The organism is Parafannyhessea umbonata (genome assembly GCF_900111255.1).
GTDB lineage: Bacteria > Actinomycetota > Coriobacteriia > Coriobacteriales > Atopobiaceae > Olsenella_J > Olsenella_J umbonata_A.
Map to the genome: position 1 here is coordinate 135,181 of NZ_FOGP01000004.1, position 14,881 is coordinate 150,061.

At 62.6% G+C, this 14,881-nt stretch carries 11 protein-coding genes; 6 read left to right on the forward strand and 5 right to left on the reverse strand.

What is annotated here, in order from left to right; translation table 11 throughout:
* Positions 1 to 109 precede the first annotated feature (109 nt).
* The 3 genes from BMY31_RS06270 to rlmD form a co-directional block, all read right to left on the reverse strand.
* Positions 110 to 1,840, reverse strand: a complete 1,731-nt coding sequence (locus tag BMY31_RS06270; RefSeq protein ID WP_091009186.1) for a 1-deoxy-D-xylulose-5-phosphate synthase — start codon at positions 1,838 to 1,840, stop codon at positions 110 to 112.
* 140 nt (positions 1,841 to 1,980) lie between these two features.
* Positions 1,981 to 2,505, reverse strand: a complete 525-nt coding sequence (locus BMY31_RS06275) for a GNAT family N-acetyltransferase (protein WP_091009189.1) — start codon at positions 2,503 to 2,505, stop codon at positions 1,981 to 1,983.
* A gap of 149 nt (positions 2,506 to 2,654) precedes the next feature.
* Complete coding sequence (gene rlmD / locus BMY31_RS06280) at positions 2,655 to 3,851, reverse strand: 23S rRNA (uracil(1939)-C(5))-methyltransferase RlmD (RefSeq protein WP_091009191.1); 1,197 nt, start codon at positions 3,849 to 3,851, stop codon at positions 2,655 to 2,657.
* Between the two features lie 261 nt (positions 3,852 to 4,112).
* Here rlmD and BMY31_RS06285 point away from each other — a divergent pair, with 261 nt between their 5' ends.
* The 6 genes from BMY31_RS06285 to BMY31_RS06310 all read left to right on the forward strand — a co-directional run bounded on the left by BMY31_RS06285 (position 4,113) and on the right by BMY31_RS06310 (position 11,561).
* A complete protein-coding gene (locus BMY31_RS06285; protein WP_078687403.1) occupies positions 4,113 to 5,060 on the forward strand; it encodes a lactate/malate family dehydrogenase in 948 nt (315 codons plus the stop codon).
* A 202-nt stretch (positions 5,061 to 5,262) separates the two neighbouring features.
* Positions 5,263 to 6,735, forward strand: a complete 1,473-nt coding sequence (locus BMY31_RS06290) for a radical SAM protein (RefSeq protein ID WP_091009194.1) — start codon at positions 5,263 to 5,265, stop codon at positions 6,733 to 6,735.
* 207 nt (positions 6,736 to 6,942) lie between these two features.
* Positions 6,943 to 8,265: a hemolysin family protein gene (locus BMY31_RS06295; RefSeq protein ID WP_091009197.1), complete on the forward strand. Its 1,323-nt coding sequence runs from the start codon at positions 6,943 to 6,945 to the stop codon at positions 8,263 to 8,265.
* 88 nt (positions 8,266 to 8,353) lie between these two features.
* Entirely contained in the window at positions 8,354 to 9,988 is a 1,635-nt protein-coding gene (locus tag BMY31_RS06300; protein ID WP_091009200.1) for a cyanophycin synthetase family protein, read from the forward strand.
* A gap of 81 nt (positions 9,989 to 10,069) precedes the next feature.
* On the forward strand, positions 10,070 to 10,516 hold the full coding sequence (locus BMY31_RS06305) for a YtxH domain-containing protein (RefSeq protein ID WP_078687275.1): 447 nt from the start codon (positions 10,070 to 10,072) through the stop codon (positions 10,514 to 10,516).
* Between the two features lie 70 nt (positions 10,517 to 10,586).
* Complete coding sequence (locus tag BMY31_RS06310; RefSeq protein WP_078687274.1) at positions 10,587 to 11,561, forward strand: PRC-barrel domain-containing protein; 975 nt, start codon at positions 10,587 to 10,589, stop codon at positions 11,559 to 11,561.
* A gap of 16 nt (positions 11,562 to 11,577) precedes the next feature.
* Here BMY31_RS06310 and BMY31_RS06315 read toward each other — a convergent pair whose 3' ends face one another.
* Together BMY31_RS06315 and BMY31_RS06320 are read right to left on the reverse strand one after the other, a co-directional pair.
* Complete coding sequence (locus BMY31_RS06315; RefSeq protein WP_078687273.1) at positions 11,578 to 12,846, reverse strand: Nramp family divalent metal transporter; 1,269 nt, start codon at positions 12,844 to 12,846, stop codon at positions 11,578 to 11,580.
* Positions 12,847 to 12,848: 2 nt separating this feature from the next.
* Complete coding sequence (locus BMY31_RS06320) at positions 12,849 to 14,702, reverse strand: magnesium transporter (RefSeq protein ID WP_078687272.1); 1,854 nt, start codon at positions 14,700 to 14,702, stop codon at positions 12,849 to 12,851.
* Between the last annotated feature and the right edge of the window lie 179 nt (positions 14,703 to 14,881).

Consider the following 14,881-nt stretch of genomic DNA (forward strand, 5'->3'; position numbering starts at 1 on the left):
CGTCGCGAAATGCGCCACGTGAAAAGGGAAGGGAGGCCGCCCGATGGACGGCCTCCCTTCTTTCTGTCCATGCCGTGCTGCGCGGACGTGTTTCCCGCGGACGCGCGGCCTAGCGCTCGAGAACCTCGCGGATCTCTTGCGCGATGGTTTCGGGGTTCAGGTGGTAGCGCTTGCGCATGGCCTCGCCGTCCACGCGGTCGAGATACTCTCGACGAGCGCCATAGTTGAGCACGCGCATGTCGTCGGCCGAGTAGAACGCGGTCACGGCAGAGCCGAAGCCTCCGGCGAGCATGCCGTCCTCAAGCGTGACGACCAGACGATGGTCTCCCTTGAGGGCCTGCAGCAGCTCTGCATCGATGTCGTTTGCGAAGACGGGGTCGATGACGGTGGCGTCGATGTCGCACTTCTCAAGCTCGGCCGCGACCTCCTGGGCGAGCGCCTGGAAATTGCCGTAGCCCATCAGCGCGACATCGCGACCCATGCGCACGACGCGGTTGCGCTCGACGTCCTCCGTCGAGAAGCGCTGCGGGCCATGTGTCGCGGATTCGGGAACGTTGATGATGACCGGTCCCTCCTGCTGGTCGATGGCCCAGTCGAGGATGGCATACTCGTCCTCCATTGAAGAGGGCGAGAAGACCCTTACATTTGGCACGATGTTCTCGAGCGAGGAGATATAGGTGCCGTTGTGAGTCGCGTCTCCCGTGCCTATGGAGGCTCCGCGGACCAGAATCACGCCGGCGCTGCGGTTGAGGGCGAGGTCCTGCATGAGCTGATCGTACGTGCGCTGCGCAAAGGAACCGCTTACCAGGTAGACCGGTTTGGCGCCGCCGCGGGCGAGACCCGAGGTGAAGGCAACCGCGTGCTCCTCCGCGATGCCGACGTCGACGAATTGCTTGCCGGCCTTGGCGCGCCACGCGGGTGTGAGCGACAGACCGCCCGGCGTGCCGGCGTTGATGACCACGACGGAGGGGTCCGCTTGGATCTTCTTTAGGAGGAAGTCGGCGTTGAGCTTGGTCGGGCTCTCCTCGTCCGACGGCTCGGCGCCCTTGGGGTCAACCCAGTGGCCCTCCTCCCTGTGCTCCTGCGCCCAGTCGGAGCCGAGGCCCTTCTGGGTGCAGATGTGTACGACGATGGGGTGGTCGATGTCTTTTACGGCACGCAGCTCCTGGATGAGCGCATCAAGGTCGTTGCCGCTCTCGAGGAAGCGGTACTCGAGCCCCATCGCGGTGAAGAAGTTGTTCGAGGCGGTGCCCTTCGTAGCGCGCAGTTCGGCGAAGTTTCGATACATGCCACCCTGGTTGGGCGCAATGGACATGTCATTGTCGTTGAACAGGATGATCATGTTCGAGTCGAGCATCGCCGCGTTGTTGAGGCCCTCGAAAGCCTCGCCGCCACTCATGCTCCCGTCGCCGATGACCGCCACGACGTTGCCCTTCCCGCCCGTCAGGTCGCGGGCCTTGGCCAGGCCGCAGGCAAGCGAGAGTGACGTGGAGGTGTGCCCGACCTTGAACTGGTCGTGCACGCTTTCCTCGGGGGCGCTGAAGCCGCTGTAGTCAAGGTACGTCTCGGGTTCGACCATCCCGCGCCGCCCGGTCAGTACCTTGTGCGTATACGACTGGTGAGAGACATCGAAGACGAACTTGTCGCGCGGGGAGTCGAATACGTAGTGCAGGGCTATCTCGAGCTCGACGGCACCAAGATTGGAGCCGAAGTGCCCTCCGACGGCCTCTAGGCGCCTGATGAGAGCGGAACGGATTTCCTTCGCAAGCTCGGGAAGCTCAGACTGCGGAATGCGTTTGAGGTCAGCGGGGCTATCGATGGAATCCAGGTACTTTGACATGCAAAAACTCCTCGTCTTTCTTGTATTTCAAAGCGCTGTAGCAAGCGCCGTCGGTGGCAAAATGCACCCTCACTTCAGTACCCGCGCGCAAGAGGGTCTATGCCTTTGGCACAAAAGGCACAGGGGAGAAGCGCGCGGCCCTACAGGTCGATCCAGTAGCGCTGCTCGATGGTTCCGTCAGGGAGCGACAGCTCGTTTTCGAGCACGCCGCCATTGTTGATGATGGACTTGGCAGATCCAACGTTGGTCTTGTTGCAGGTCATGAGCACGCGGTCGATGCCCAGGTCTCTGCATTTATCGAGTGCAAGGCCAATCATCTTGGTGGCGTAACCCTTTCGCCTCTCGCTGGGCCTGATTCCGTCACCAATGTGGCCACCGCACTCCAGCAATTCGTCGTTCAGGTGATGGCGGATGTCTACGGCGCCCAAGAGCCGGTCTCGCTCGTCGTCCAGAAGGAAGTATACGGAGTTGGGAACGTGTCCCTCTGGCACGGGGTTTGGCTCAAGTCCGGCAAGGTAGGAATCGAAGTCGTGGTAGTCGTTCCGGAAGATGGCGTAGGGGGAATGGTCGGCGCCGTTGGCCTCCTGATCGGCCTTCCACTCGTCTATCATTCGGCCAAGCTTGGTCTCGTACTTGCGGGATAGCTTGATGAGCCTGAGTCCCATGTACTTCTCCTCCTCTTTAGCTAGTAGTTCCTCGGGATGTCTAATCCAAGAAGAAGCTCCTTCTTGTGAGAGCTTGTCCCAAAGTCTCTCGCATCATACTCGTGAACGTCTGCCAGGGAATCCGCAGCAAAGAGAAGCCGGCTGCCCGTCTAGCCGCGCTTGGTAAGCAACGCGACAGTCTCGATGTGCTTGGTGTGAGGGAACATGTCGACGGGGGTCAGCGTGCGCAGGCGATAGCCGCGCCTCTGCAGGTGCTCGATGTCTCGCAGCTGCGTCTTTGGATTGCACGAGACGTAGACCACGGTCTTGGTCCCCATGTGCGTGACGCCGTCGAGGAACTGTGGCGTCGACCCCGCGCGTGGTGGGTCCATGACGACCACGTCGAAGCTCGCCTTTCCCGACTCTGCGATTGAGTTCATATACTCGGTTGCATCCGCCGCCACGAAGCGCGCACGCTGGTCTAGGCTGTTTGCGCGCGCGTTGCGCTTTGCGCAGTCGACCGCGTCATGAACCTGCTCGACTCCCGTGACGTGTACGGATCCGTCCTGTTTGGCGATGCACATGCCGATGGTTCCGGTTCCGCAGTAGGCGTCGAGCACGTTGAAGTTGCCCTCGCCTGAGACGGCTGCCTGTTGACAGGCGTCAATCGAGAGCTGGTACAGAACCTCGGTCTGGCGCGGGTTTGTCTGATAGAAGCTGGTCGGGCTGATCTCAAAGGTGCATCCCAGTAGCTTGTCGTGCATGATGCCGCTGCCAAAGAGCGTCTTGCACTCGCGGCCCAGCATCGCATTCGTGCGACGCTGGTTGATGTTCTGCGCGATGGAGTTGATCTCGGGGTGCCTCTGGGTGAGCTCAGCGACGAACTCGCGTTCGTGTGGAAGCCACTGCCCGTTGGTGACGAGGGTCAGCAGGATGTCTTCGGTTGCGTAGCCGCAGCGTACAATGGCGTGGCGCAGCGTGCCGCGGCCGCGGTCTTCCTGATACGCGCGAATTCCCAGACGCTCCGCCACGCGGGCGACGTCGTTCAGAATGTCGCGTGCGCGGGGGTCCTCCACCAGGCACGAGTCGCAGCGAACGATGCGATGGGATCCCGCCGCAAAGAAGCCGCTGCGAATGCGCCCGCCCTTACCGGGCGCGAATGGCGTCGCGGCCTTGTTGCGAAAGGCTCTGGGGTCCTCCATCCCACGGATTGGCTCTATCGTTGCGTGGTCCCTTTCGGCCGCGGCGGAGAAGAGCTTCTCCACTTCCTTCTGCTTGCGCCTAAGCTGAATGGGGTAGGGCACCGCGAGCCATTCGCAGCCTCCGCATGCCTTTGCTATGGGGCAGGTGTATGTCTTAAAGCCCATTGAATACCTCGACTGGTGTCCGCCTTATTCTTGCGTATTGCAAGCTTAGGACTAGAAAACTGCGTGCGGCTACCCTTGCCTGGGCGGCTGCGCGATACTCACATGAATTCTGTGGCGCCGCCCGCCATCACTGGCGTTTGTCGCTATGTTTCCGCAATGCTTCCGACTCGTGTGACTGTGGCCTGGCTGGGGGCTTGCGCTTTACGATTTACCAGAATATAAGTTGTTCTGTCCGGAATTATCGAGTGAATGGACGGCATTATGGGTTTGGTCAGCAAGATCGGCATCATCGGCATCAACCATGTGGGCGCTCATGTCGCCAACGCCCTTCTGTATCAGTCTCTCGCGTCCGAGCTATACATCTGCGACACCAATGAGGTTCTGTGTCGCGCACAGGTGAACGATCTGCTGGACGCCATGTCCTTCTATCCCCATTCTGCGCGCGTGTTCGAGTGCGACGACCGCTACGAGGAGCTTGCGCAGTGCGACGTCATTGTCAACGCCGCGGGCCATGTGGCTGCAGCCAAGGAGAATCGCGACGGCGAGCTGTTCGTGACGACGGAGGAAGCCAAGAAGTTCGCGCAGCGCATCGTCGACGCTGGCTTCAAGGGCGTTTGGGTAAGTATTGCCAACCCCAACGACGTCGTCGCGACCGAGATCTGGGGCCTTACGGGCTATGACCCCAAGAAGATCATCGGTTCGGGCACCACGCTCGACTCCTCCCGCTTCAAGCACGCCATCGCCAACGTGTGCGGCTACGACCCCCAGTGCATCAACTCGTGGATGCTGGGCGAGCATGGTCTGTCGGAGTTCGCGCTGTGGTCCCACGTCACGATCGGCTGCCTGACGCCGGAGGAGGTCGAGCGGCAGGCTGGCGTCAGCTTCGATCGACCCGACCTTGAGGAGCAGGCCCGTCACGGCGGCTACATCACCATGGCCGGCAAGATGTGTACCGAGTATTCCATCTCGAACGGCGCGGTCGAGATCATTAAGGCGATCGTCCACGACACCAAGCTGGTCACGCCCGTGTCCACGCTCGTTGAGGGCGCCTACGGCGAATCCGGCCTGTTCTCTTCGCTGCCCTGCGTCATCGGCGCCCAAGGCGTCGAGCGCGTCTTCGTGCCCGAGATGGCCGAGGGCGAAATTGCGAAGTGGCATGCGAGCTGCGCTCACATTCGGGAGAACATCGAAAAGGTGAAGTGCTGGTAAGCCCGACCATCCAACTAACTGGCAAGATGCCCGTCCGCATTCGTGCGGACGGGCTTTTTGTCCCGTGCGGTTGGGGTACGCTTGCGTAAAAGTGCGCATGCTCTTCTCGTCGAATGGGTAAAGAGACTCATAAGGTTTTTGAACGCGAGTCAAAAACCGGGGAAGGGCCCCGGGCTCACGTTTTACGTGGGGAGTGATTGCCATGCAGTCAAAGGTTGCCCATGCCGCCGAGCGCGCAGCTTTCGGACTGGTCGTCGACAAAATACTCAAGGATGCGTCGGTGGAGGGCCGTGAGGAGAACATCGACCATCTCATCACGATGGCCGGAAAGCTTCTGAAGGACACGTCTCCCGGTGCCACCCGGGGTCTGCGAAAGGGAATCTATCCGGGCTCGAAGTGGGAGAGCTTCCTGTTTGATGTAATCGACCATACCGATCACAACGTGCTGAAGACTACCATCCTCAACGGTGGATACGAGGCCGCCTTCCGCGGTCTTCGCAATACCACGGCCAATGCCGAGAAGTACCAGTGCAACGTGCCCTGGATCATCCTCTTCGACCCGACGAGCGCATGCAATAAGCATTGCGTGGGCTGTTGGGCCGCCGACTACGGAAACCGCCTCAACCTGACGTATGACGAGATGGACAGCCTGGTATCGCAGGCGGAGGAGCTTGGCACTCACCTCTTCATGCTAACGGGTGGCGAGCCGCTCGTACGCAAGGCCGATGTCCTACGCCTGGCCGAGAAGCACAACGAGAGCCTCTTCAACATCTTTACCAACGCCTCCCTTGTGGACGAGGAGTTTTGTGCGAAGGTGGCCGAGCTGGGTAACATTGTGTTCTCGGTTTCGCTCGAGTCCTATGAGTCCAGCATCAACGACGGCCGCCGTGGTGACGGCTCCTTCGAGGAGGTCATGCATGCCTTCGACCTCATGCGCGAGCATGGCCTGCTCTTTGGAACCTCGACGGCCTACACGCGCGAAAACACCGAGAAGGTCTCGTCTGACGAGTTCTTTGACCTTCTGATTGGCAAGGGCTGCAGGTGGGCGTGGTTCTTCCACTACATGCCCGTGGGGGAAGGAGCGAACGCCGACCTTATGCCCACCGTCGAGCAGCGCCGCTACATGTTCCGCCGCATCCGCGAGCTTCGCGCACCGGAAGGCGGCAAGCCCATCTTCGCGATGGACTTCCAGAACGACGGCGAGTTCGTCGGCGGCTGCATCGCGGGCGGCCGCGTGTACTGCCACGTCAACGCGCGCGGCGATGTGGAGCCGTGCGTCTTCATCCACTACTCCAACGCGAACTTCAAGAAGAGCGGCAACTGGCTCGAATGCCTGCGCCAGCCCATCTTCCAGGCGTATCGCAAGCACTGGCTCTTCAATAAGAACCTGCTGATGCCCTGTCCGATGCTCGAGAACCCCCAGGAGCTTCCCAAGATGGTCGAGGAGTCTGCGGCGCGGCCTTCTGAGTACGTGGCCCCCGAAAGCGCGAAGGACCTCTGCGCTCGCGTCACCCCGTACGCAGAGGCATGGGCCAAGGTCGCCGACGAGCTGTGGCTCGAGATGTATCCCACGGGCCAGAAGACCTATGCGGATAAGATGTCGCAGACCGACGTGGACGAGAAGGCCAAGATCATCGCCGAGGAGGACAAGAAGGCGGAGGCCATCGTGGCATAGGATCCTTCGCAGGGTGTGACATGCGCACGTTCTGGTGGGGCGGGCAGCAACGCTGACAGAAATGTTTCACCTAATCGCCGTCAGTGACGTCGCGATTGATGGAGGTGGGTTGCACTCGGGTAGAATGCAGATAATCTGCCCGGTTGCGACTCACCTTTTCGCGCTGTGGCGCTGTCGGACGCTGTCTAGGAGGTTGCGCGAGCGCGCATGGACATAGCCCTTTCAATCTTCGTTACCGTATTGCTCACGCTGGTGAACGGATACTTCTCGATGTCCGAGATGGCCCTCTCCACCGCGAAGAAGGTCATGCTTGACCACGACGCCGAGCAGGGCGACAAGGCTGCCGCGCGGGCTGCCCGCGTCATCGAGAACCCCACTGGGTTCCTCGCGGCCATACAGGTTGCGATCACGCTTGTCGGGTTCTTCTCGTCTGCCTTTGCCGCGACGAGCCTGTCCGCTCCGCTGGGTGCCTGGCTGGCGTCCTTGGGTGCGGACCCCGCGTTTGCCGGGGGCTTGGCTACCGTGCTCATCACCCTGGTGGTCTCGTACTTCTCCATCGTCGTGGGCGAGCTCGTGCCCAAGCGCATCGCGATGGCGGAAGCCGAGAAGGTCTCGAAGTCCGTCGCTGGACCCTTGAGCGCCTTCGCGCGCTTTGTCCGGCCGCTTGTCGCGCTCACCTCGGCCAGCGCCAACGGCCTGGCTTGCGCGTTGGGAATCAAGAGTGCCGATGACCGCCAGGACGTCTCGGAGGACGAGATTCGCTACATGGTGACCGACTCCGACGAGCTGAGCGACGAAGAGAAGACGATGATCCACGAGATCTTCGACCTGGGCGACGCCAAGGCGCGCGAGGTCATGATTCCGCGCGTCGACCTGACGGCGCTCGAGGATACCTCCACCTTGTCCGAGGTCCTGGACGTCATGAGGAACACGGGCTTCTCACGCATTCCCATCTTTCACGACGACGTGGACCGCATCGTGGGAATAGCCCACATCAAGGACCTCATCGGACCCATGGTCGATCTGGGCGAGGGCGACAAGCCCATCAGTAGGTACATGCGCAGCGCCGACTTCGTCCCCGACACCAAGGACATCATCCCGCTGCTGTCCGAGATGCAGAACAGCCGCGACCAGATGGTCATCGTGGTCGACGAGTACGGCGGAACCGCCGGCGTCATCACGATTGAGGACATTGTCGAGGAGGTCGTGGGCGAGATTGCCGACGAGTTCGATCCCGACAACAAGTACCTGACGCAGCTTTCGGATCGTGAGTGGCTGGTTGACGGGCGCTTCTCGATCGACGACGCCATCGAGCTGGGATGGCCCATCGAGGATAGCGAGGAGTACGAGACCGTTGCCGGCTTCGTGCTCGAGATTGCAGACGGGCTGCCCAAGCCCGGCGAGGTCTTCGAGGTCGAGGGGTATCGCTTCAGGGTACAGTCGATGCGCGGGCGACGTCTGGCTCTCCTGCGCGTGACGGCTCCCGAGCCTCCAGCGGACGCCGCGGATGAGGAGGAAACGGCGGAATAAGGCCGCTAGCAGCAGCGAACGAGGACAAGTAGCCAAGTTTTACTACAATGGCACTTAAGTATGCATTTCTAGGCGGAAGGCTTCACCAATGGCAAAGCTCATCGAAATCCAGAGGGTCGAGATTGGACTCGAGAATCTCACCGCGCGCGTGCGCATTGCCCCCGAAGCCCCGCTGTTCACAAGCGAGGACCTGCAGGGCACCACGCGCATCTACAACCTGATGCCGCACATCATCGACCACGTGTGCCTGGGCGACGCCGGCGAGACGTTCAAGGACTGCATGGGAAACACCGAGCTCGCTCACCTGCTTGAGCACGTGACGGTCGAGCTGCTCGCGCAGACCAACGTAGCAGGCGACGTCACGACGGGCAGGACCTATCCCGTCGAGGGCGAGGAGCGCGGGTTCGACATCGAGCTGTCCTGTCAGGATGACGTCCTCACGGTGGGCGCGCTCTCGAGTGCCGCATGGATCATCGACTGGGCCTTCACGGGCGGCGAAGATGCCAGCCCCGACGTGGACGCGATCGTCAGCGGCCTGTGCGGGATGATCGACTCCATGGGCGACGATCCGGCCGACGCCTACGAGCGCTCGGTGATGGAGGAGCTCGACGCCGAGGCGGCTGACCAGCACCAGCGTGCCCTCGAGGAGCGCCAGCGCGAGATCGCCCAGCGCGAGCAGGAGATCGAGGCCGCGCGCCAGGAGGCCGAGCGTCTGGCGGAAGAGAAGCGATTTCGCCTAGAGCAGGAGCGCCTGCGCAAGGAGGAGGCAGCCCGTTTGGCCCGCGAGGCTGCCGAGAGGGCCGAGGCCGAGGAGGCTGCCCGCGTTGCCCGCGAGCAGGCAGAGCGCGAGGCTGCCGAGAGGGAGCGCGAGCGCCGGGCCGAGGAGGAGCGCCTTGTGGCCGAGGCCCATCGCGCCGCAGCCGCACTCGCCGCCTCCGAGGCAGCCGCTGCCGAGCGTGCCGCCGCCGGCCTGAACGGAGCCTCCTCGTCTGACCCCACCATCTCTCCGGAGGCCTACCAGTCGGCCCATGACGACCCGCTCAAGGCCTTCCCCACGGACCTCGTACGTGCCTCGGCGCCGGCCGATCATACCGCGAGCATTCCGGTTGACGCCACTGCCGCCCTCGGCGCATCCGAGACGACGGCCCTTGAGGTCGTCGACGCGGGCGAGACCTCTGTCATGGCGCCCGTAGGCGTAGACGTTGAGGCGTCCACGGAGGCTGCGCCTGAGGAGGCCCCCGAGGAGCCCACGGACGAGCCTGTTACCGTCGAGGCCGCCCCGGAGGAGGATGTCACCGCAGGCGTCGGGCCTGATTCGGCTGCGGAGCCCGAGCCGGTTGCGGAAGACGGGGCGGACGAAGCCGAGAAGGGCGAGCCCTTCTCGGCTGAAGAGACCACGGTCATGGATACGACGCTCATCGTTGCCGGAACCCAAGAGGCGGATGCCGACGGCCCCGACGAGGATGCTGCCGAGGACGTGCCTGCCGAGGACGAGGACATCGTGGACGATCCCGTCGCAGATGAGGCTGTCGTGGGCGCGGACGCTATCGCCGAGGATGGCTCGGACGAGGGTGCAGGCGCCTCGACCGATGGGTTCGAGGATGACCTCTCGGAGGAGGGTGACCAGGAGGATGTCCCGTCTGACGACTATGGCCAGAGCTCTCTGTTTGACGTGCCAGTTGAGGAAGAAGAGCATATTCCCGGTCCCCGAAGGGTACGATAGAGAGCAATGTGGATGGAATGCGGCTGTGCCGCGTGAGATAGAAATGAGGCTGGCGCTTTCGCCAGGCATGAGGAGGATTTCATGGGCACGAAGGGCGTACTTGGATTCGTGGCGGGCACCATCCTGGGGGCCGCTGCTGGCGTTACGGCTGGCGTGCTGATGGCCCCGCGCTCCGGTGCGGAGAGCCGTGCCATGGCTGCCGATGCCATGAACGATGCCTGGGACACGGCCGTCGACTCCTACGAGCGCGGTTCTCGCATCGTAAACGACAGGATCAGCTCCGTTCGTCCGAGCGTGGACGCCACGACCGACGAGCTTCGCGCCAAGGTCGACCTTGCCCGCGAGCGCATGGACCAGCTTCGTGACTCGCTCTCCGATGCCGTCACGAGCACTACGGGCCAGGTTCAGGAGGCGGTCACTACGGTTACCGACACGGTCGTCTCTGCTGCTGGCGATGCCGCTGACCTTGGGTCTACTCCGGCCGAGGGCGTGCACGTCGAGGTTGTTGAAGACGGGAATGCCGAGTAGCCATCGTTTGTTGAAACTATGGGGAGCGTGGTGCGCTGGCACCGCGCTCCCTTTTTGATTTGGAGCGGTTATGCAGAGGGTTTCCAACCTGATTGGCGCGAAGGTATTCAAGAAGAAGGTCGACCGGAAAGGCAAGACGAAGGACGTTCGCCTGGGCAGGATGCACATGGCCGTCTTCTCGCCTGACGGCCGCCGCGTCGTGGGCTTCCAGGTCATGCAGCCCGACATGGTTGGCGTCGTCAAGAGGCCCGACCTGTTCATGGCGTTCGACTCGTATCGCATCGAGAACGACTACGTATACCTGAACGAAGGGGAGGCTACCCTGGAGCAGGCCGCCCGAGACCGCCTTGGTCTCGACTGGGACCGCTGCATCATGTGGACCGGCATGGACTGCCAGACGGAGTCGGGCAAGCAGCTTGGCTACGTCGGCGACTGCATCTTCGACGAGCGGACGGGGGCTGTTCGCAAGCTGTGCGTCGGCGACGGTAGCGTGGCGAAGTCCCTCGTCGGCCAGCTCGAGATTCCCGTCGACATGCTCAAGGGCTATCGCGATGGCTGGATGATCGTCGACGACGCGGCGCCGAGCCTGCAGCTCTCTGGTGGCGTTGCGGCGGCGGCGGGCGAGGGCTACGCTCGCGTTAAGCAGGGTGGCCAGAAGGTTGTCGCCAAGGCGTCCGCCGCCTCGGCCAAGGCCGTAGACAAGGGCTCCTTCGCACTGGGAAAGGCCCTCGGCAAGGCGAAGCGTGCCCTCAGCGATGCCACAGCTGAGCCTGAGGAGCAGATGCCCTCCGCAAAGGCGGGAAATGTGCAGGTCTCTCCAGCCGCCGAGCCCGTCAAGCTCAAGGGAGGATCCTCCAAGGTGACCACCTATGCCCCCACAGGCAAGCCCGCGGCGAAGAGGCCGACTGCCAAGAAGGGTGTCAGTCCCAAGAAGAAGACCAGCAGCACATCCGACAAGGCCGCAAGATCAGTCGGACGACAGCTGGGCAAGATGGGCGGAATGTTCGGCTCGTTTATGGACGAGTACAAGAAGGCGAGCAAGTAGGCGAGAAGAGCCTTCGCTACGCTCCGAAGCCCATGGCCTGAAGCACGAACATGATGACGGTGAGGATGGTCACCGCGATGATGGTGAACCAGGTCAGCGCGGTCCAGGCTCGACCGTTGGCGTTCTGTCCCATGATGTGGCGGTCAGCCGCGATGATTACCATGCAAAGCAGAAGAACGGGCAGAAGCACGCCGTTGATCACCTGGGCGGCCATCATGATGCCGAACAGGTTGATATTGGGGACGAGCACCACGGCCGCCGATATCACCAGGATGATGGTGATCAGGCTGCGGTAGACGGGCGCGTCCTGCCAGCTGCGGTCGGCGCCGCGCTCCCAGCCGAATGCCTCGCAGACGGCGCTTGCGGTGATTCCCGGCAGTACGCAGGCTGCGAGGAACGACGCGCCGATGAGGCCCGTGCCGAAGAGCGCCTCCGCGTGCGGGCCGGCAAGCGGAGCCAGTGCCGCGGCGGCGTCCTCGGCGCCGTTCACTGCGACGCCCGCGGGATGAAGGACCGCTCCGGTCGCGAGGATGATGAACCAGGAGATCGCACTTGCCACGACCGCTCCGGTCACGGTGTCGATGCGCTGGTAGGGAAGGTCCTCCTCGTCGGCGTTCTTGTCGACGACGTTTGACTGGGCCAGGAAGATCATCCATGGCGCGATGGTGGTGCCGACGTTTGCGACAAGCAGGGAGATATAGCTGGGGTCACCCGAGATCATCGGGATGACCGTCGCGCGTGCGGCTTCGCCCCAATCCGGCTTGACCATGAAGCCGGCAACGACGTAGGTCACGAACGCGCACGAGATGGCAAGCAGGATTTTCTCGATGCGGCGATAGGAACCGCTCATGGTGAGCAGCCAGATAGCCAGCGCCGAGATTGGGACGGAGACATATACGGGAATGCCAAAGAGCGCCATGCCCGACGCGATGCCAGCGAACTCGGAGAGCGTGACGGTGGTGTTCGAGATGAGAAGCGCAAGCATGGCCAGGGCCGAGACCCTGATGCCAAAGCGCTCGCGAATGAGCGATGCGAAGCCCTTGCCTGTGACGCAGCCCATGCGTGCCGCGGTCTCCTGCACGACGATGAGCAGGAAGCACATTACCGGTACGGTCCAGAGCTGGCCGAAGCCAAAGAGAGCGCCTGCGTTCGAGTAGGTGGCCACGCCGCCGGCATCGGCTCCCGCCAGCGCGGCGACCATGCCCGGGCCCATTGCGCCCAGGACGAGCTTGGGGTCAAGTTTGGTGTGCGGCCGCTTTTCGACCTGCTTGCGCTTGCTTCCCATGGCTACACCAGCAGGATTCCCGGGCCCATGCCGAATGCCGCGACAAGGACGAACACGACGACCGCGACGAGCATGGCGACGCACGAGAGCGTGAAGCCCGAGGTCTCCTCGTTACGCTCGTCACGCGTGCGAAGAATCCAGAGGTACACGGGCGAAAGCGCAAACGACACGACGGTCGAGACGCCTGCGGCGATGAAGCCCGAAAGGATGGCCCTCGACAGCTCGAGATCGCCTGCTCCAGCAAACACGATCTTGTCGAACACGGTCACCAGCAGAGCGACGACCGCGCCAAACACGATGCCCAGCCCGATGCTCTTGAGCGAGAACCCTAGGAACGAGGGGGATGAGTCGTCGTCGGGGTCGTTCTCGAGGAAGAAGTTGGTGACATAGTTAATGGAGTCGTCAGCCAGCACGACGGCGACGGGCAGCGCCATGCAGCTCAGCAGGACGTTGAGAAGGGCAACCCTCGGAGCCGAGGCCACAGACAGGATGCAGACGGCGACGATCCAGATGAAGAACCACAGGTTGCGGCGGATGAGCCAGGCGATGTCGTGGGAGCTTCCGTCGCGCTCGCCGTCGCTGTTGCTCGCACCGGCAATCTGAAGGTCCTCGGCGTGCTCCTCCTCGAGGACGTCGAGTGCGTCGTCGACGGTGACGATACCCAGCAGGCGCCTGTTGTCGTCGACGACAGGCATTGCCATCAGGTTGTACTTGGCGATGTCCTCGGCAACGTCCTCCTGGTCGTCGTCGGGGCTTGCGGTAATCAGGTCGTCGTCGATCGCGATGTTGCGAAGCTGCTCGTTGCTCTCGGCGACGGCCAGCCTGTGAAGGGTGACGAGTCCGGTCAGGCGCTTCTCGTCATCCTCAAGATATATGTAGTGGACGGTCTCGAAGTCCTCGTCGAGGTTGCGCAGACGCTCGATGGCCTCGGCTACCGTCGCGTCCTCCGGAATGGAGACGACCTCGGACGTCATGATTCGTCCGGCGGTGTCCTCCTTGTAGCCCAGCAGCTGGCGGATGGCCTTCTGCTCCTTGACGCCCATGAGGCGCAGGAGCTTCTCGGCCTTCTCGTAGTCAAGCTCGCTGACCAGCTCTGCTGCGTCATCGGGGTCCATCTCGGAGAGCATGCGGGACGCGTCGAGCTCCTCCATGTCGCCCATGATCTCCGCGGCCATCGCGTCGTCGTCAAACTCGGCCATGGCCTCGGCGGCCTGCTCGTCATCGAGCTGCGCAAAGACCTGCCCGCGCAGGCGCGGGTCCAGGCGCTCGAGGATGTCCGCGATGTCGGCGGGGTGGAGCTCGTCGAGCGTCTTGTGCGAGACGGAGAGCTTTACGTTGGAAAGGTCTCGGTCCAGCAGGTCCATGTAGTTCCATGCGATGATCTTCTCGGGCATCGGCTTGCCCAGGGCCCTTGCGGCCTTGAGGGCCGCGGCCTCAAGGTGCGGCGACAGCGTGCGTAGCAGTCCACGCGCGCCGACTTCCGCCCCCAGCAGGCGAAGCTGAGAAGAGCTGGTATCCGAAAGCTTGAGGTCGTTTACGCGAACGACGCGCATGCCTCGGGTGTCGACGATCTGCTTGTTGAGAAGGTCTCGCGCAATGAGGACCTCATCAGGCTGTAGGTACGAGAAGCGGATGTCGGTTGCGACCACCTTGAGGGTGATCTCGTCCTCGTCGAATTCATCCACGTACTTGCGCCACGAGATCATAAGTGGAGTGTTTGCGGGACCCTGCACGGCAAGCGCCGTCACGCGGGGGAATACCTCGCCCGTTGCTATGCCGAGGTCGCTCACGCGACCGATGCGCTCGCCATTGAGGTCATAAACGGGGTTGCCCAGCAGCTGGGACAGATAGATCATGCGAACTCCTTAGTTGGTATATGCGAACTGTGCCGCGCGTGGCGCGACGGCCTGGGTTACCCCGCGGCGCAACCAACTAGGACACACCGGGGGTCATCGACTGTGAGGTCGAGGTTTCATCAATGCCCCTTCTCTTCGGTATCGAAAGGCCTTGTGCGGTGTGTGCGCAAGGCAAACCG